Origin of the sequence: Neobacillus drentensis (assembly GCF_021560175.1) — a bacterium.
Taxonomy (GTDB): Bacteria; Bacillota; Bacilli; order Bacillales; family Cytobacillaceae; genus Neobacillus; species Neobacillus drentensis_A.
In genome coordinates this window covers 3750144-3769066 of record NZ_CP091110.1, presented here as the reverse complement: position 1 = coordinate 3769066, position 18923 = coordinate 3750144, and the positions used below count along the sequence as shown (strand labels likewise).

The 18923-nt window shown below is 37.2% G+C and carries 19 protein-coding genes; 10 read left to right on the top strand and 9 right to left on the bottom strand.

Annotation, left to right across the window (positions count from 1 at the left end; all coding sequences use genetic code 11):
- Positions 1-131: 131 nt before the first annotated feature.
- Positions 132-1172: an NAD(P)-dependent alcohol dehydrogenase gene (locus L1999_RS17575; RefSeq protein ID WP_235739735.1), complete on the top strand. Its 1041-nt coding sequence runs from the start codon at positions 132-134 to the stop codon at positions 1170-1172.
- Between the two features lie 342 nt (positions 1173-1514).
- Positions 1515-2564 carry a DUF3231 family protein gene (locus L1999_RS17570; protein ID WP_235744384.1) on the top strand — a complete coding sequence of 350 codons (1050 nt, stop codon included), beginning with the start codon at positions 1515-1517 and terminating at the stop codon, positions 2562-2564.
- Between the two features lie 264 nt (positions 2565-2828).
- Here L1999_RS17570 and L1999_RS17565 read toward each other — a convergent pair whose 3' ends face one another.
- A complete protein-coding gene (locus L1999_RS17565; RefSeq protein WP_235739734.1) occupies positions 2829-3629 on the bottom strand; it encodes an FAD synthetase family protein in 801 nt (266 codons plus the stop codon).
- A 184-nt stretch (positions 3630-3813) separates the two neighbouring features.
- Entirely contained in the window at positions 3814-4287 is a 474-nt protein-coding gene (locus tag L1999_RS17560) for a flavin reductase family protein (protein ID WP_235739733.1), read from the bottom strand.
- Between the two features lie 540 nt (positions 4288-4827).
- Between L1999_RS17560 and L1999_RS17555 the strand changes: the two genes are divergently transcribed.
- The gene (locus tag L1999_RS17555) at positions 4828-6123 is read left to right on the top strand and encodes an MFS transporter (RefSeq protein WP_235739732.1); all 1296 of its coding nucleotides are present in this window, start codon (positions 4828-4830) and stop codon (positions 6121-6123) included.
- 170 nt (positions 6124-6293) lie between these two features.
- Here the strand turns inward: L1999_RS17555 and L1999_RS17550 are convergent, their stop codons facing one another.
- Positions 6294-8099, bottom strand: a complete 1806-nt coding sequence (locus tag L1999_RS17550) for a V4R domain-containing protein (protein ID WP_275677027.1) — start codon at positions 8097-8099, stop codon at positions 6294-6296.
- A gap of 221 nt (positions 8100-8320) precedes the next feature.
- Between L1999_RS17550 and L1999_RS17545 the strand changes: the two genes are divergently transcribed.
- From L1999_RS17545 to L1999_RS17530, 4 genes are all read left to right on the top strand, one after another.
- Positions 8321-9169, top strand: coding sequence for an alpha/beta fold hydrolase (locus L1999_RS17545; protein WP_235739730.1), 849 nt, complete (start codon positions 8321-8323; stop codon positions 9167-9169).
- A 23-nt stretch (positions 9170-9192) separates the two neighbouring features.
- A complete protein-coding gene (locus tag L1999_RS17540) occupies positions 9193-10362 on the top strand; it encodes an acyl-CoA dehydrogenase family protein (RefSeq protein ID WP_235739729.1) in 1170 nt (389 codons plus the stop codon).
- A gap of 87 nt (positions 10363-10449) precedes the next feature.
- Positions 10450-11430 carry a VOC family protein gene (locus L1999_RS17535; protein WP_235739728.1) on the top strand — a complete coding sequence of 327 codons (981 nt, stop codon included), beginning with the start codon at positions 10450-10452 and terminating at the stop codon, positions 11428-11430.
- 100 nt (positions 11431-11530) lie between these two features.
- The gene (locus L1999_RS17530; protein WP_235744383.1) at positions 11531-12571 is read left to right on the top strand and encodes an AbrB family transcriptional regulator; all 1041 of its coding nucleotides are present in this window, start codon (positions 11531-11533) and stop codon (positions 12569-12571) included.
- A 217-nt stretch (positions 12572-12788) separates the two neighbouring features.
- On the opposite strand, the gene L1999_RS17525 is transcribed toward L1999_RS17530, so the two are convergent.
- Positions 12789-13751, bottom strand: a complete 963-nt coding sequence (locus L1999_RS17525; RefSeq protein ID WP_235739727.1) for a helix-turn-helix transcriptional regulator — start codon at positions 13749-13751, stop codon at positions 12789-12791.
- A 110-nt stretch (positions 13752-13861) separates the two neighbouring features.
- Here L1999_RS17525 and L1999_RS17520 point away from each other — a divergent pair, with 110 nt between their 5' ends.
- Both L1999_RS17520 and L1999_RS17515 read left to right on the top strand, forming a co-directional pair.
- A complete protein-coding gene (locus tag L1999_RS17520) occupies positions 13862-14341 on the top strand; it encodes a GyrI-like domain-containing protein (RefSeq protein ID WP_235739726.1) in 480 nt (159 codons plus the stop codon).
- Between the two features lie 19 nt (positions 14342-14360).
- Positions 14361-14825 (top strand): phage tail protein, encoded by a 465-nt coding sequence (locus L1999_RS17515; RefSeq protein WP_235739725.1) that lies wholly within the window; start codon positions 14361-14363, stop codon positions 14823-14825.
- A gap of 86 nt (positions 14826-14911) precedes the next feature.
- Here the strand turns inward: L1999_RS17515 and L1999_RS17510 are convergent, their stop codons facing one another.
- The 4 genes from L1999_RS17510 to L1999_RS17495 all read right to left on the bottom strand — a co-directional run bounded on the left by L1999_RS17510 (position 14912) and on the right by L1999_RS17495 (position 16977).
- Positions 14912-15184 carry a hypothetical protein gene (locus L1999_RS17510; protein ID WP_235739724.1) on the bottom strand — a complete coding sequence of 91 codons (273 nt, stop codon included), beginning with the start codon at positions 15182-15184 and terminating at the stop codon, positions 14912-14914.
- Positions 15184-15573, bottom strand: coding sequence for an SHOCT-like domain-containing protein (locus L1999_RS17505; protein WP_235739723.1), 390 nt, complete (start codon positions 15571-15573; stop codon positions 15184-15186). Before L1999_RS17505 ends, L1999_RS17510 begins: the two co-directional genes overlap by 1 nt.
- The gene (locus L1999_RS17500) at positions 15574-15948 is read right to left on the bottom strand and encodes a DUF2089 domain-containing protein (protein ID WP_235744382.1); all 375 of its coding nucleotides are present in this window, start codon (positions 15946-15948) and stop codon (positions 15574-15576) included.
- A gap of 243 nt (positions 15949-16191) precedes the next feature.
- Positions 16192-16977 (bottom strand): TrmB family transcriptional regulator, encoded by a 786-nt coding sequence (locus L1999_RS17495; RefSeq protein ID WP_235739722.1) that lies wholly within the window; start codon positions 16975-16977, stop codon positions 16192-16194.
- A gap of 110 nt (positions 16978-17087) precedes the next feature.
- Here L1999_RS17495 and L1999_RS17490 point away from each other — a divergent pair, with 110 nt between their 5' ends.
- Positions 17088-17849 carry a TSUP family transporter gene (locus tag L1999_RS17490; RefSeq protein ID WP_235739721.1) on the top strand — a complete coding sequence of 254 codons (762 nt, stop codon included), beginning with the start codon at positions 17088-17090 and terminating at the stop codon, positions 17847-17849.
- A 91-nt stretch (positions 17850-17940) separates the two neighbouring features.
- Here the strand turns inward: L1999_RS17490 and L1999_RS17485 are convergent, their stop codons facing one another.
- Entirely contained in the window at positions 17941-18663 is a 723-nt protein-coding gene (locus L1999_RS17485; protein ID WP_235739720.1) for a YwaF family protein, read from the bottom strand.
- Positions 18664-18923: the final 260 nt, after the last annotated feature.

Sequence of the window (18923 nt, the reverse complement as noted above, 5' to 3'; positions counted from 1 at the left end):
AGGATTAACATGGTTTTGCAGAGAAAAAAGTAAGATTAGTAGGCAATGAATTGGAATATTAACCTGATTTCTTCATTCATACACCTACAAGCCATTCTCTTGAAACTACAAATTATCGGAGGTTTTTTATTATGATAACTGCTAAAGCACGGGCTGTAGACGGTCCAGACAAACCGTTTCGAGCTGCTGAAATTAAAAGACGAGACCTTGATTTGCATGATGTTCTGATTGAAATTAAATATGCAGGTATATGCCATTCTGACATCCATACTGCTCATGGCGAATGGGGTCCCGTGAACTATCCACTTGTGCCTGGACATGAGATTGCCGGTATTGTTACAGCAGTAGGCACTGAGGTCACAAAGTACAAGGTCGGTGACCGGGCAGGGGTCGGATGTATGGTTGACTCCTGTGGTGAATGTGAGAATTGCCGTAGGGGAGAAGAACAATACTGTCTAAATGGAAATATTCCTACCTACGCTGGTGTTGACAAATACGGCGAACCAACCCAAGGTGGCTATTCAACTCACATTGTGGTAACGGAAGACTTCGCGGTCCGGATTCCTGATAGTATTGAGCTTGATGCTGCAGCACCATTACTTTGCGCAGGGATTACAACCTATTCTCCATTAAACCATTGGGGAGCTGGTCCAGGTAAGAAAGTAGCGGTTGTTGGTTTAGGTGGTCTTGGTCATATGGCTGTCCAAATTGCACATGCCATGGGTGCAGAGGTAACCGTTCTGTCACAATCATTGAAGAAAAAAGACGATGGCTTGCAATTAGGAGCCGACCATTACTATGCAACAAGCGATCCAGAGACGTTTAAGAAACTGGCGGGTACGTTCGATCTTATCATTAATACAGTAAGCGCTAAGATTGATATTAGTGCCTACCTTTCGTTGCTAGCACTGGATGGGGCATTGGTCAACGTCGGTGCGCCAGCAGAACCACTGTCACTAAATGTGTTCTCTCTCATCGGTCATCGCCGCTCATTTGCAGGTTCAATGATTGGAGGCATCCGTGAGACTCAGGAGATGTTAAATTTCTGTGCGGAACATAACATAGTTCCTAAGATAGAAGTCATTACAGCTGACCAAATTGACGAAGCCTATGAACGTGTATTAGCTTCGGATGTGAAGTACCGATTTGTGATCGACATCAGTACAATGTAAGTATGACATTCTAATGTTAAGTATAGTGTGTAAAATCCAAGTAAAGTCACAAGTGCTTGGTATCAAAAATGTCACCCCATATTGTTAACGATTCTATCATTTTGCAGTTTTGAGGCATGAGCCAGGTATCTAATGGACTCATGCCTTTTAATTATTTTCCTTTTCAAGTTTGTTTGGTTAAAAATTTTTTATTGTCATATATTTGGTGAAGTTGGAGAGATTAACTTGTAAGATTGCATTAATTTTACATAAATAAAATGGGTTTAAAAGATGAATTAGATTAATTAATTTTAAGGAGGAATCTAAATTGTTTCTTCCTGAAGATACAAAGGGAGATAAATGATGAACACCGAAAAAGATCTAAATCCAATGAACGTTATAAAGCCACTAAATATAAGCCCCAAAGATTTAGATGAGTCCCAACCTTTAACTACTTTTGAAATGGGTAAACTTTGGGCTACCTATATGGGAAACAGTATGTCCATTCAAATCTTAAGTTATTTTCTTCAACACTGCGACGATGAAGCGATTAAGGCGCTGTTGGAAAATGGTTTAGCCTTATCAAAAGATTTCGTAGAGAGAATAGAAGTATTTTTTAATAAAGATCATTTTCCTATACCGAATGGATTTACGAAAGATGATGTAAACCTGGGGGCTCCCCGCTTATACGCAGATGAATTTTACGCTCACTATTTAAAATATGCTGCAAAAGCAGGTATTAGCCTTTACGCAGTCGCAGTCCCATTAATGATGAGAGAAGACATAAGGGAGTTTTTTGTTTATTGTAATCAATGTACAACCGTTCTGTTAGGGCAAATTAATAATGTTTTAATGGATAAAAGATTAATTGCAAAACCTCCTATTATTCCTACACCAGAAGGAATTATCAAGATACAAAAACAAAGTTTCTTAAATGGTTTTATGGGAGATGTCCGGCATTTACAGGCATTAGAAATCATACATCTTTATGATAACATTGAAAATAACGCAACTAGTAAGGCATTATTATTGGGATTTTATCAAATTGTTCAAGATGAGAAGATTAAGACCTTGTTTAAGAGAGGACTAGATATGACTGATAAAGCTGTAAAACAGTATATGGAGAAACTTCACCATGAACACATGCAAGCACCGTCGTACCTAGACCATTTGGTTACAACGAACACCTACCCTCCGTTTTCGGATCGCATCATGCTATTCCATAAAGTAGACATGTTCGCAATGAAGATTAGGGCATTTGGAAACTCTCTAGCGGTAACGGCAAGAAGGGATATAGATATGTTATATGCAAGAACTCTGATGAACATTGGCTTATTTGTTGACGACGGTACGAATCTCTTAATTGAAAAAGGTTGGATGGAATCACCGCCAATTGCGTGCGACAGAGTATAAATGTCCAAGGACTTCTTTAGTAATTAACGCGATGCCACGAGGATTTTCTCTGTAAAGCGGTAAATACCTTAAAAAAAGCTAAAAAAACGCCTTTAAAATATTCATTTTGAAAGCGTTTTTTTACGTCCAGCGCTTAAAATGCCCTCTAGGCAGGATTACTGATGAATACCGAGGTTCAACCTGAAAGCTAGGAAGTACTCATCATAAAGATTTAATGCAAAGAAGGGTGGGGTTAAACCGAGAGAAACCGAGTGTTTTGATTGATTACTTAACGCTGACCGCTGGGATTGTTTCGAATTGATCCACCCATTGTATCGTTAATAAATTGGGCAGGGTGGACATTTCATGATGAATCTGAATATATTTTTTACACTTTACAGTTGCAACACACTCAATAAAAGAATGTTGATCTTCAATCAACACTTTATAACTACCTATATTGGGTAATGAATAATTCGGCAGAATACCATTTTTTTGACAATACTTAATTTTATAAAAGCCCCCCAATAAATGGGGTAATTCACTAAGCTTTCGTTCTGATAAGTGTTTCCGAATCAAAGTCGAACTAATTTTTTGATTGTTCCACTTTAGCTCATCGACAACCGATAAGCCAACTTGATGTGTATCCGCATAAGCTGCCAGTGTTTGAACAGTACCTCTTGCTTTTGCTCCATATGTGTAGTCGAAACCGCAAATAATTTCCTTAGCATTCAAACCAATAATATAATCATCTAAAAAATCGTTCGCTTCTACTTTAGCTAATTCCTTTGTAAATTCTACGATATAAAAAATATCTACATCGAGCCTTTCTAACTTTTCAATTTTTTGTTCTATTGGCTCTAGATATGAGATTTCTATTTCTGGAAATAACACACTTTTTGGATGCGGAAAAAAAGAGAGAACCGCTAGTGATAAGTTTTGTACCTTTGCTTTTTCTTTAGCTGTTTGAATAACCTTTTGATGTCCTAGATGCACACCATCAAAATAACCGAGCGCCATTGCTGCGTTAGGAGATGATTTTCTAATCTCTTGTAAGTTATTAGCATTCACATAGATTATCCTCATTGCGATTCTCTCCTTTTTCCTTTATCTTGCTACTTCCTTCAAAACGTCAGCGGTTTACCTTTTCAGGAATACCGAAGTTCTAATTCGGAGGAATCCCCAGTTTTAAAGGTAACAGCCTTTGAGAGTGCTTCTGATAAAACAATCATGCCTGGCTTGATAGAAATACGATAGGCAATTTCTCCTTTTATAACTTAACTGCTTCTACCGCCGTCAATTGACGATATTTACCACTGAAGAACAATAACGGATCCCTATCGGCAATACGTAAATCTACTACTTTACCAATGAATAAGGTATGGTCGCCTTCTACATGTTCTGATACAACTTCACATGCGATTTGAGTAATAGCGCCTTTTAATACCGGCAGCCCAGCTAACGTTTCAAATTCTACTAATTCGCCAGGCCTCCCAGCGAAATGACGTGAATAATGCTCTTGATCTTCCGCTAGAATATTTACTGTATATTTTTTTGATTGTGAAACTTTCTCTAGAAATTTTGCTTTATGTCCAATAGAAATTAAGACAAGCTTCGGATCCAATGATACTGACATGAAACCGTTCGCTGTCATTCCATGTGTTTCTCCCTCGTTTTCCGTTAAAAGAACTGTTACACCTGTAGCAAACTTTCCCATTGCGTGTCTAAATAAACGATCATCCATCCCAATTCCTCCAATTCTTAATCGAATGATTTAATCATAATTGAGTCTATGTAAAATTATCATGTTACTTTTTATTGAAAATTCAGGTAAAATCAATAAATTATACTTGAAATTAAAATTGGATTTATGGTCCAGGATTTTAACGAAAATTCAGATTTATCAATATATCAAAATGTAAAACGCTCACTTTTTGGAATTTGAAATTTCTTTTGTCCTTTTGCATTCACAAATTTCTTTCAATCTTTTTTTTCTTGTCAATCTCTTTTTTTTCAAATAGAATTCTTTTCATGGAAGATTCGTACTCCGAATTTTCCCATCAAAAGCTATTATTTTTCTTATGAAAGTAAAAGTAATAGTGAGATTCATGCGTTTCTTACAAAGAAAATGGAGGTGAGAAATTACCCTAACAATTTATTGAAAACGCTAACAACACCTTGGAGAAAAACGAGACGTGAATTTACCGCGAAATATTTTGGGGAAGTTAACAGTAAAATTGCAAATGATCGGATGGGGAAATACGGGAATACAAGGGGGATTTGCATGCGTTGGGTTGTATTAGGATTTCTATTCTTGATATCTGTTTTAAATTATACGGATAAATCGGTTTTAGGATTGGCCGCAGAACCAATCATGTCTGAACTAAATTTATCTTACGATCAGTTTGGTTTAGTGGGAAGCAGCTTCTTCGCCGCATACGCTGTCGGAAGTATTATTTTAGGTACATTGACGTATCGCTTCAACTCAAAATATTTATTAATGATGATTGCGATTGGCTGGACACTCTCATTAGCAAGCGCTTATTTTGTAGAAACGTTAACACACTTAATTTTACTACGTGTTGTTTTAGGTTTCTTTGAGGGTGGGACGCTCGGTTTTTGTCTAGTACATCTTGCACGATGGTTCACTAGTGCCCAACGTGGTACAGCTACAGCTATTATGACTTCTGGTACAACAGTGGGTACGTATTTAGCGGCACCACTTATCGTTTTGGGGATTACAAACTTAGGTTGGCAGCATACTTTCGCTATGTTAGGGGTAGCAAGCTTTGCATGGGCACTCTTCTTCTTCTTTATGAGAGACGAGCCAAAGCAGCCACTGGTCGAAGATGTAAAATCTTTAGACTCTAACAAGGAAGTACCGTTTAAGAATATTGTAAAAATATTAATCAACCCGTATGTATTATCCATTTTTGTGGTAGGTTTCGTATCAATGTGGATTACCACTTGGGTTCTTACATGGGCACCAACTTACTTAACAAAAATCGTGGGTCTTCAGCCACAAAGTATGAGCTTAATATTCGCTGGAATGGGAATTACCGGTACTGTATTTGCAATTTGTGCAGGTAAATTTACAGACGTCTTATTCAAGAAAAATAAAAGCCTTATTAAATCTTATGACCGTGTATTAGTTACAGTATTACTTGTTGGTACGGCCTCTTACGCAATGACCACAATTGTATCTTCACCAGTTTTAGCATGTATTTTCTTAGGGTTAGGCTTGGTCATGAACACAAGCTTATTACCGCTAAATGCCGCGATGACAACGATCGTCATTCCGAAAAACTTTGTAGGCAGTGTAACAGGTATTTCATTATCTGTTTCAAGTATGGCTGGTATAATTGGTCCATGGATTACTGGTTACTTAATTACACTTGCAGGTGATAATGTTCGCTCTGGCTTCAACTCAGGGGTGTTAATTATCGTTAGTTTATATGTTGTCACCGCAATCGTGATATTAGCTACACGTAAATTAAAAATTACTAGAACTGAAAAAGAAGATGCGATTCGTACTGCTGAAGAAGAGCAAATGAACTTAGAGGTTGCTATTGAGCAATAAAATATAACGTGGGTTTATTCCATAACAACATGGATTCGACTGTAGACAAACTCTGGAATAGAGAGTTTGTCCACAGTCTTTTTTGTTTCAAAATATATATCCCGAGAAATCGTTTCCATTTGGATGGAAGCACCAAACATTTAAGTATTACATTAAAATAATTTTGTCCTTTATCGCGCAAATTCTTCAAAGTTTAAGCTATCAGACAATATTAGCGCCTGTATAACTAATAAAGTGTACGCTGCTGTTGATGCGTTTTTTAGTGAAATTTGCAGCTGCTCCTCAATTTGCTTTATCCGATATTGGATACCGCCGATTGATAACGTCAACTCATCCATCGTTTCTTTTAAGCGTTGGCTATTTAATAAATAGACGTAAAGAGTGTGCAACAATTCCTTTTTACGCGGATCATTGAAATTGTATAAGTCTTTTAACGTCTTTTTCGCCATTTCATGCAGCTGTTCATTACTCATGTTCTTTACGATATCCCCAAGCATTCCTAAATCTTCGTAATCTGTTAGCAGCTTTTGGTTAGGGAAGCGCTGTGCGACACGCGCCTCTTGTAGAGATCGTTCGAAATCTTTAAAGTTGCTGAATGTCCCGCTGAGTCCCACTGAATAATTATAATTCCTATTTTGCTTCTCCATCTTTTGGAAAATTTTTGTGATTTTCTTTTGCCAACCTTGTTTATCGCTATTTAGTGAGTTTAGGAGAGCAATTTCTTCCCCGAGTACGGCAAAAATACAAGGTAAATCCCACTCCTTGGCTAACTTAGACAGTTCTGTTAGCTGGTCATGAATGTCAATAATTTCGTGATTTTTCTTTTTCTTTTTCACACTAATAATACCTGTAGAAAACGGCGGCTGAAACTTAAAGGGTAAAAATTTATAGTAAGATTCGATATCTTTAATATTTCGACTATGAATTAAGCGTTCTAATAGCGAGCTGCGCATACGTTGTTGCTCCTCAAACTGTGCCTCCTCGTATAAAATACATAAAGCCACGACTGTCGAAATACGCTCTAAAAATAAGTGGTCGTTTTCATCCATATGCTTTTCATCAAAGTAAAAAAACGAACAAGTGGCATAACTTTTTTTATTAATAAGAGCAGGTGCCGTCAACTTCCAATAATTAGCGCCTTTATAATGCGAAACGTTGTGTTTATCGACAAAATGAGATAATTTTGCCTTATCTTTTGTTATGATTAGCTGCTGTTCTTCTGATAAACCAATTTGACTTAACGAATTGCCGTGAATATCCTCAATCAGAATAGGGATGTTCAACAGCTCATACGCAGCCTGCACAATTTCATCCAGCGAATGCTTATCTGTTACTTTTTTCGTAAGTTGACCTTGAAATATCGAAATTTTTTCGAGCATTTGCTTATGGCGCAAAAGGGAATCATATGTCATTTCAAGCTCGGATAGAATGTTATCATTTTGATAGAGGTTAATAAGATCCTCCTTCTCTTTGAGCCAATCGCGCTCCAAACGCACTTTAAACTCGCAGCATGGATCACCTTTCGCAACGCACTTATACTCAACGGCAATAATTGACTCGCCAAACTCATATGTCAATGCACCACTCGCAAAGCCGCATAACATATGACAAACACATTCATTTGCTAAACCGTAATTTTTAAGGTGTAGTGCTGCTTCAAATGATTCCACCCATTGTCCCCACGTATCGATACATTCAATTGTACCGTCCGGATGGCGTACAATTTCCCCCATAAAAATAACATCTTTTACGTGACCTAAACGCGAATGTCTTTTACCGACAGGATTTATCGAGTTTTTATTTTGGAGCAAATTTTTTGCTGATTCCATCCCAAACTCTTTGCCAAATCGGAATAAAAAGCCTTTCGTTTTATGGGAGCCAATGTTATTAAATAAATTATTTTTTAATGTGTGGAAGGCATTTGCCGACATTAAAATATTTTTGGTTTCATTAGAATCAAATGCTATTTCACTCATTAAAATTTCATCCCCTTTGATTTTCTATTTCCCATATTACAAAAACAAAAATTATTTTTCAATAAATTTTAAAGATTTTTACTATTCTTTCAATAAAAAATGCTATGATGTTTAACTTTTTTAACAGTTATACTCAAGACAGAAATTAACAACCAATACAAAGGAGCAAATCAATGACAATATTTGAAGGATTTTATAATAGTTACGTATTAGCAAACGGTGTGCGTACACATTATTCCTGGGCCGGAACAGAGGGACCAGCTGTGATTTTACTACATGGTGCAGGACCTGGAGCTTGCGGCGCAGCGGGTTGGCGTCTTATGTTACCTGCACTAGCAAAAGCTGGTTTCCGAGCTTACGCAGTAGACCAATTATCAATGGGCTTCACAGATGCACGCCCTCACGCATGGCCGGTAAATGGTCATCAAAGCTTAGTTGATCATGTACATGATTTTATTGAAGCATTATGCCTAGATGAAGTATCACTTGTCGGCAACTCACAAGGTGCATACATTGCAGCTAAATATGCAATTGACCATCCTGAAAAAGTGAATAAGGTGGTTTATATCGGCAGTAATACCATTTATCAAGCAATGCAAGAAGTACCAGAAAGAAAGATGCGTTCTTTCTTAGAAGTGATTGGTTACGACTATACAGAAGAATCGTTACGTAAATTTATGTATCGCAATTCAAGTGAAGACACAGTCATTCCTGAAGAACTCATTCAACTACGTCATCAAGCAGCAACTCGCCCAGGTATAAAAGAATCCAATCAAGCGTTCGATGCTTACTTAGCTAGAATGAATGAAGAACCAAAGCTTTGGGATCGTTACTGCATTAAAAATGCTTTCCCAAAATTAAAAATACCAGGCTTATTTATTTGGGGTAACCAAGATACTGTTGCACCAGTTGAGACAGGGTATAAGCTTGAGAAGTTATTACCGAATATTCATTTTAAATATATCGAAAACTGCGGTCACCAAGCACAAACTGACCAACCAGAAATAGTGAACAAACTTGTCACCGATTTTTTAGCAGCGGAAAAAGATCAAGCCGTTACAGCACAATAACTATTTTTGAAAGGAATGATCAAATGGTAACAGTACTTGAAAATAAAGCGACTTATGAAGAAATTATCCAAAAAGCAAAGCGTATCGGTGAAGCTGCAGAATCAGAAGCAATCCAAGCGGATCTAAACTCGACCATATCCCCACGCATCGCGGATATTATCCGCGAGGAGGGAATTCATCGTTTAATTTTACCGAAAGAGTTTGGCTATCCACAACTTGATTGGCGCACGTTCGTTGATATGGTAAGTACAGTTGGTTACCACAATTTATCGGCTTCATGGTTAACATACTTCTTCTCCGTGCACAACTCTTGGGTATGCTACTATCCAAGGCACATTCGCGATGAAGTCATTAACCAAGGCGGCTTCGTAGCTGACGTTTTTGCACCAATCGGCAAAGTAGAAGCAGTTGAAGACGGCTATATCGTATCAGGTAAGTACAACTTTGTAAGCGGTATCAATTACTGCGATTGGGTTGGCGTTGGCGCAATGATGAAATTCGAAGACAACGACAGACCTGAGCGTGTAGGTATTTTATTAAAAGTATCTGACTTAGAAGTTGTGAAAACCTGGAATTCGCTTGGTCTTCGTGGATCAGGCAGTAATACCTTAATCGTCGATAAAGTTTTCGTTAAACCTGATGCCATATTACGCTTTAATAAAATTATTGAAAAGAGCCAACCACCATATGAAGAGTTCGACCAAGACTACTTATACTACAACACACCATTCTACCCTGGCTTCTATGTAGGATTCGCAGCGATGGCGGTTGGTGGTGCAGAGCGTGTACTTGATGAATTTGAAAAGCATACAGCAGGCCGCGTACGCTTCTCAGGAATAAACGAAAAAGATTCTCCCACGAGCCAGCGCGTACTTTCGGAGTTAAAGCTTGAAATGCTTTCTGCTAAAAGCTTATTAAATGAATATATCGCAATGATGGAGGCAGATAAAGGCGGTCCATACGAAGGGGCAAAATATAAAGCAATCCGTGCAATGATTATCGATAAGTGTACACAAATCGGCGTAAAATCACTTCTTACTTTGGGTGGACACGCATTATTAAAAGGTCACCCCGTAGAGTTATTCACTCGTGACTTAATGGCAATCGCAACACACATTACTTCTTTATATGAAGATGGCATTTTAGGTTACGGTAGACATTTATTCGGCGTTAATACAAACATTCAAGGATAATAGTAGTATTTGTAACTGTTTCCAATAAAGAGTGGATTTCACATGTCCTCTAATATAAAAAAGTAACTAAATATGGAGTGAATATAAATGGAAAAATTTCTTTACGCACCGGAAATTGCAAAATTAGGACACGTAGCTTTAGTATCAGCAGATCTTGAAAAATCTTTATGGTTCTTCCGCGATACAATCGGCTTAGAAGAAACAGAAGTTGTAGATGGTGTACACTACTTACGAGCTTGGGGTGACTTCGAACACCATACCTTATCCATTACAGCTGGTGAAACTTCTTACATCGATCACATCGGCTGGCGCACAAAACGGCCCGAAGATATCGTAACTTTCGCAAAATTATTGGAAGATGCTGGTACAGAAGTTCGTTGGATAGAAGCAGGGGAAGAATTAGCGCAAGGGGAAGCGATTCGCTTCGAATTACCAAGTGGTCACCGCTTCGAGCTTTACTACGATATGGAAAAAACACCAGCTGAAGAATCTCGTAAATCAGTCCTTAAAAACCAAACTTATAAATCTTGGGCGAAAGGTGTATCTCCACGCCGGATCGATCATGTAAACTTACAAACTTCTCACGACAACGCTGAGATTGTAAAGTTTTTAAAAGAAGCATTAGGCTTCAAGCTACGCGAATATTTCGTAAATCCAGACGATGTACCAGTAGCAAGCTGGTTATCTGTAACAAATTTAGTACATGACGTAGCAATCATGTCTACATCTCGTTCAAAAGAGCCAAACGAAATGCACCATATCGCTTACTGGTTAGACAACTCACAAGACTTACTACGTGCTGCTGATATTTTATGCGAAGCAGATGTACAATTCGTTGGTCCTGGTAAACATGGTATTTCTCAAGCAATGTACATTTACGTAAAAGATCCAGGAAGCGGATTACGTCTTGAAATCTTTACAAACGGTTATTTAATTTTCGAGCCAGACTGGGAACCAGTGAAATGGACGTATGAAGAATATTTAAAAAATGGTTCCGCTTATTGGGGTGATCGTCGACGCGATGATGTAGACCGTGAAGCACAAGTAAAAGAATTAGCGAAGTCATAATAACTAGACCACCAGTATTCATGACAATGAATGCTGGTGGTTTCTTAAGTAATAAAGGTTGTTAAAATTATGATAGGAAGGGGTGTTCCTGTTGAAGGCAATGTTAAAGGTGTTCGTTTTATCTTTAATTGGCGGTTATATTTTTAGCCTGCTGCACATCCCTATTCCTTGGATGCTCGGCCCAATTGTTGTCATCATGTTAGCCCAATTTGTTTATAAAGGACCGCTCAAATGGTCTGGCCAAATGCGTGATTTAGGTGTCGTCATGGTCGGTACCGTGATAGGTGTACAATTTAACATCGATTTATTCGGCATGATGGGCTCAATTTTATTTTATATGATAACACTAAACGTGATATTAATTGGTGGCTCAATCGTTATCGCTTACTTAACTAGTAAATGGGCAAAAATTCCAATGAAAGCGGCGGTACTAGGTGCTATCCCAGGCGGTTTAGGTCAAATTGTCGTATTTGCTGAAGAAGAAAAAGTTGAAGAAATTGGCGTTATTTCTTATTTTCAAGTCATTCGGCTGTTACTAGTGGTTGTATTCGTACCGTTTATCGTCGCTGGACAAGTAATAAGTAAGCAGCCAACGGACGCGAAGTTAACGATTAATTTAGTATTATTAATTGCACTTGCATGGGGATGTTCACATTTAATGCAGCGCATCCATTTGCCTGTCGCATTTTTCATCACACCCATTATTTTGTTAATTACGTTGCATCTCACAACACCAATTACAATTCCACAAGTACCTGGCTTTTTCATGGCTATCGCTCAACTTCTAATCGGCGCCCATATTGGCTTAATGCTCAAACCACATATGATTAAGCTTCCAATACGTGTACTTTTAGGCGGCATTATCAGCGCATTCGCACTGATCGCCCTAACATTCGGCTCAAGCATCCTAATGTCGTTTGCAATGGACACAACATTCGCTACAAGTTTTCTTAGCACAGCCCCAGGTGGCTTAGATCAAATGGTATTATTAGCTGATGCAGTTAAAGCAGAAGTCTCACTTGTTTCGATGTTCCAAACGTTCAGGCTATTGTTCATCTTTATTATAATTATGCCTTTGATGAAAATGTTTTACCGTTGGCGAGAAAAAAAGAGATTGTCTACAATCAAGCAAGCAGTGTAGTAAGTATTAATATATAAAAGCGTATGTTAGAAATCTTTATTGATGAACTATAAGTATGCGAAACGCCCTGATGATTGAATTTATATCAGTGGCGTTTTTTTGATTGATATTAATGGGTGAAAGTAGTCCATATACAATAGAAGGAATGCAGTATTTTTAATCAAATGAAGAGACTTAGAATATACATTGATAGGTTTGGACTTAAACTGGCCACAGCTTATGGGCAGTATAGGGATAATCGCTCTTGTACTACTTCTAAGACTTCTTCTGGTACTTCCCTAATCTTGATATCCCCACCCAGGAAAAGCAGCCAATTGGTTAATTCGGTCAATTCATCGGAGTTATTTACATTGATAAAAGTCTTTAATACGGCGGTGGTTTGGTAAGGATTCGTAAAGGAAATCGATACTTTCAAAGGATGGAATTTTTTGAATTGGGCTATCGCTTTTGGACCAAGTTCAAGGACTAGATTAATTTCTTCTTCCTGCTTACTTAGTTTTTCTAAAATCTTTTTCATACCTACTCTTTTTTCCGTCGGGCAGGGTTCGACATTGGTGAGAAGGTCGACAGGAAAAATCCGCTTCATTTCTTCTTTAAGGTCAAAGCCTTCAATCACCCAAAGACCTTTTTCGTGATAAAGGTGCAAGAGGTAGATAGGATAAGACGTTCTTCCCTTCACACCATTGAGGGTTATCCATAAATAGCGATCCAAAAGAAGGTTTTGGATAAGTTTCTCTAACATTGGATCAGGGAGGTCTGTAAGATCAAGCAGGTCGGGATTATGAGGGTTGGTCCCTTCAAAAAGCAAGATTTGATTTAAAAGAACAAGTTCTTCTTGCTGGCTTTCGGAGATGAGGCCTAGTAATTTTTCAGCTAAAGACTGACGGCTCCTTAGATAAGGAAGTTGTTGATTTCTTGTTGCCATAAAGGCAATAAAAAGAGCTTTGACCTCATTATCGGTAAAGCGAACAACGGGCAGGACAGAATTGTGCATGACAAAATAACCACCATCCCTTCCAACTTCAGCGACAAGTGGCATCCCCATGGCTTCAATTTCTCTGATATCTCGAATAGCTGTTGAACGAGAGATGTTGAATTCCCGCATGATTTCAGATATGGTGAAGTGAGTGCGGTTGTTGATATACCGCATGATGATATTAATCCGTTCAACTTTTTTCATCGGGACTCCTAAACAGTATCATTTTTTGACATGATTTAAGGTTATCATATACATATCAGGTGAAGAAGACAAATCATTTGATTAATTTTAAACAGAGGAAGGTATTGAATATGGCAGATTATACCCTAGAAGAAAAAGACAGCTTTACCGTTATCGGAATTGGAACAGAGCTTAAGAGCCATTACACAGACTTTGCCGGCTTAAACAAGGAAAAGTCAGACTTTTGGCAGACAGTGAGACAAAATGGAACGCTTGACACTTTAAAAGCAACAGCCACAAATGACTACGTTTTTGTTGTGAACGAAGCAGTTAATAACAAGTTGATGCATTATGCCGGCGTCATGACAGAGGCGTCGGCACAAGAAGATGCCAGGGTAATCCAATTTCCTAAAGGTGAATACCTAGTTGTCAAAGGGGAAGAGAAGTCAGCTGAAGAATTGAATATTAAGCTCACTGGTATGGCCTTTGGTCAAGTCTTGCCAGATGCAAAAGATTTTGCCTATGTTGGCGGGCCCAATACAATGGTTGAGATGGGGCAGCGAAACGGCTTAGTTTTTGGTGAGTTCTGGATTCCTATTGTTAGAAAATAAAGATAAAAGGAGAATGGAAATGTCTTATAACGTGGATTTTAAAGATGTGTCTGTGCTGGGCTTAGAGTCTTCACCGGTAGCAGAAGCGCTTGCTGGATTACGTGCTCATGAAGCCCGTTACTTTATGAACAAATACAAGCATGAATTTAAGGTTGTACCAGCTGGCGAAAGCAAGGAGACCCTTGATTATGTGAACCGAATTTTGAAAGAAGAACGTGATATTGAGTTTGAGGCAAAAGCATTAGAAACGTCATGGTTTCAAGTGGAAAATATCAAATGGGCCTACGTCTTTTATGAGGATGGGCTTGAGGTAAATGTTTTGTATACGGTTGATGACCCTAAGAAGCGAGCCGTTGGTTTTAAGCTTTCTGAGGGGATGGAGGTACCTAAGGAGTTAGAAGGGAAGTTTAAGTTTGCTAGGCAGAAGTCTAAACTAGCTGGAACAATCCGGGGCTCGTATTTTGTAATTAAAGGTGAATATTAAAGAAAGCAAAAGCATTGTGGGAGTTTTTGAAATTATAGAATAGGGAAAAAGCAAAATTCTAGAACGGAGGAATTTTGCTTATTGCTCTATAGCTTAATCGAAATCTCTGTTCCGTCTTTAAGGCTTGTTTCAACCAGCAGTAGACCTTTTTGCTTTGAAACTTCCCTTAGCAGAGGTTTTAAATCTTGCCTGTTTATATAAGGAATTTGAAATTTTTTCTTTGCCTTTTTTTCAATTGCACGATTTACAAGTACTAGGATTCGTTTTGAAGTGAGGATCCCAATGAATAGATCTAAAAAAGCATACGGGACTGGAATAATAAATCGTCTGGCTTTTACTCTGATTTTTATTTTCATCATTACTCAATAATAACCAGTACTTTGTCACCCTTTGCTGAGGTAACATCTACAATTTGTCCGTCCAATTCATTTTCAATAGCTTCAATTAAAAGTTCAACGTCGATATCCTTTACATATTTTTCGGATTCGGGAATCATTTTAGCAATATTTTTACCTACCTTTAAAACAGCTTTTATGAGTTTTATAGGAAGATTAACATTTACATTGTCACCATCTATAGTAGTAACACGGATTTTTAGCATTTTATTTAGGTAGGAGGTTGAGGTCCGTTTATTTAGATCGACCTGTTTACCATTTCCTTGCAGAACATCGATTAATTCAGCAGCCTTCTCTTTGGTCAACTTTCCTTCTTCAACCATTGTTAATACTCTTGAAATTTCTTCACTCATTTAGGATTCCTCCCCATTTAATATCCCAATAGCTTCTTCGGCTGTAATTTCGCCCTTCTCCAGCATTAAAATCACCTTTTTTTGATCCATTTTTTCAACCTTTTTAGTGGTGGAATATCCAAGAGAAGAGATAATGTCATCTAATTTCCCTCGCACGGTGGGATAGGATACCCCAAGTTCTTTTTCAACTTCTTTAATATTTCCGCGGCACTTTAAAAAAGTTTCTATAAAACTAAGCTGTTCCTTGCTAAGAGTCGCAAAATTAGAGAGTTCAAATTCATTTTCAATTGTGGTATGACAATGAGTACACTGTAGCTTTGTAATTTTTAATTGCTTACCACAAACAGGACAATCTGAAATAAGAGGATATGCCATAATTCCCTCCTTCATTATTTGTAATTCGATCATACATCAACTGATTAAAAAAATAAATATTTAAATTTAAAAAATTAATAAATATAAAAATAGAAATAAATATATTTAATTTTAATGTTAAATAATTTGATTAAAAAATATGCAGAAAGGTAACTTAGCTGAGGTAATTTTAACAATAAAATAAAGCACAAGTTTTCATTTAATTACTTATGCTTTATTTTGTTAGTTCTTTGAATAAGCTTCTTATTTTTCCATAAAGAAGGCTCTCCGCTCTGTAGTAATCCATTTCTCTAAATCGTCTTGGCTGCGTCGAACAAGTCTATTCACTAGCACATCGTGCCACACATAATCCTCTAATAAGTATATATGAACAGGGTCATCTGTATAAAAAGCAACACTACGCTCCTCAATTGATGGTCCATAAATCATCTCTTTAGAATCTATGGACAAAATAAACCAATGATCTGTAGAGGGGGTTTCAGTAAAAGGTGTATTGCGGTGGATTTCAAGATCCCCAATTGGATTTTCAACATGTAGTGTAATACCTTGTACGATTGCTGTTTCGGTGGCCTGAATCAGATCTTTCTTCAACACCTCATACATATCATCCCACATTGAAATGACTATACGTTTTTCTGCTTTTTTTATTAGCGTCTCACAATAGTTAATAATCGTTTTATAGTCCTTTAAAGTAAGCACACGGTTGTCCATTTTTTCATCAGATGTCTCTAGACTTCTTAACGAATCAATTAATACCGAATAAGTCGATTGCCACTCTGATTGAGCTTTCTGCAAAAAGATTTCAACGGGAAGAGGTGAATATCGAGTGGTGTCATCTATTTCCTCCTTCAAGACAAGTCCTTTTTCAACAAGATTACCTAACACATCATAAATTCGTGCTCTTGGTATACCTGAGTCCTTGCTAACTTGGTAGGCTGTAACAGGACCTTGTTTAACGAGAGATACATAAGCTTTAGCTTCATATTCGTTAAAACCTAATTTTTTTAGCTGCTGCACTATGTCGTTCACTTTTTTTGTCCTCCAATTATCTTCCTATGTAACAAATCTACAATAACTATTTACATATAGCAATAAATTAGTTACTATTCCAGTAGTGACTATAGGAAAGGTTGGTTGGTATGCATTTAGACCCGTCGTTATTAATTATTTTGATTGTTTTTGGATTTTTAGCTTCCTTTATTGATTCTGTTGTAGGGGGTGGTGGATTGATTGCACTTCCAACATTATTATTTACAGGACTGAATCCAGCAGGGGCAGTAGCTACCAATAAATTAGCATCGACAATAGGCTCTTTAACAAGTACTTTTATGTTTTATCGGTCTGGTAAACTTGATATAAAATCAGTGGCTAAATTTTTTCCACTCACGTTTATTGGCTCATTATTGGGTGCATACACTGTTCATTTGCTAAACCCTGAAGTGCTTAAGCCATTGATGTTGATCATGCTTGCAGCAGTAGCTATTTTTACGATCTTCAAGAAAGAATGGGGAAGTATTTCAACCCCCAAAAAATTGTCCATCTATCACTTCATTATTTTTTTGGTTACATTATTTGCGATAGGTTTCTATGATGGATTCATTGGCCCTGGAACAGGTTCATTTTTAATCTTCTCTTTTTTGTTGATTGGATTTGATTTTTTAAAAGCTGCAGGGAATGCAAAATTCTTAAACTTCGGCAGTAATATTGCTGGGTTGTTTATGTTTATGTTTTTAGGGCAAGTAAACTACACTTATGGAATAATAATGGGGATTGCACAATTTGCTGGTGCGATTTGTGGATCAAAATTTGCGATAAAAAAAGGAAGTGGTTATGTTCGTGCTCTGTTTATTGCAGTAACCTGTTTATTGTTAGCGAAGAATATTTATGATTATATTCAATAATATTTAAGTTCTCTGTTTCCTTCAGAGGCCACATTATTTTATTTTCTATTTAAGATTGATTCAATCGAAACTACTTTCTGCTAAGTCAACGTTAGTGAAAGTAGTTTCTTTTTATCCAAAACGGACTATACAAAATATAAAAACTTAAAATCATCGCCATGTCCATGGAGAGAAGATACCAGGGCCACTGTCCAAGGTAATCTAATAGAGAACTCGATTTAGGTTTCTTCATAATATATAGATAATTCGCTCCCAGCCATTTATTGAGGAAAAAGACAACGACTGAATAAAGGTTTACAATCAAAATGGTTATCCACATTCCTTGAAGAGTCGGGAAGTAATTGAAAATCAAAACCATGATTAGACATGCAAGTACCACCCCTCCATGTGACACAAAGAACTCAAAATATTCAAAGTGCGGAAACGAATATCTTCCAAGGTCAGGAGTCAAAATAGCTTGAATCGAACTCCCTAACCCTGCAAAGTAGAGGAATTGAAAAAGTTTTTTACTCCTGGTAAATAACATCACAACTGCGAGAATGACAGAAAGATCACTAAGCTGAAGCGGTAAAGATTCTTTCAATGACCATGCATGTTCATAAAAAAGCCAAATTTGCTCCAAAGCGGTAGATAAAAGTAGGAGAAAGGCTAAGAAGAAACGTAAATATCTTCTTTTCCTAATTCCTTTTAGCTTGTTTCTGAAAATAAACAGCAGAGTGCATAGAACTAAAATGATACCAAAAGGTAAAACGTGTTCCACTGAAAAAAGACGAAAAGAAGGAAGGCTAGAATGAACTTGAAAAGGTGCATGCATTTTTTTACCCCATTATTTTGATGATTTCTCATTTCAATTTTAATTATCAACGTAGCTGTTCTAAACTGGAGGGTGGGTTTATCTTTCCATGAACAAATATATGTTTTTTGATAGTTTGGGGATTTTGTTCATATTTCAACCATAAAATAATATTTAAATATGTTAAAAATTATCAAAAAACCTTGATATTAATATAAAAATGGCATGCGTCAATTTGCATGCCATTTCATGTGTTCATTAGTTCATGTGATTTATTGAAG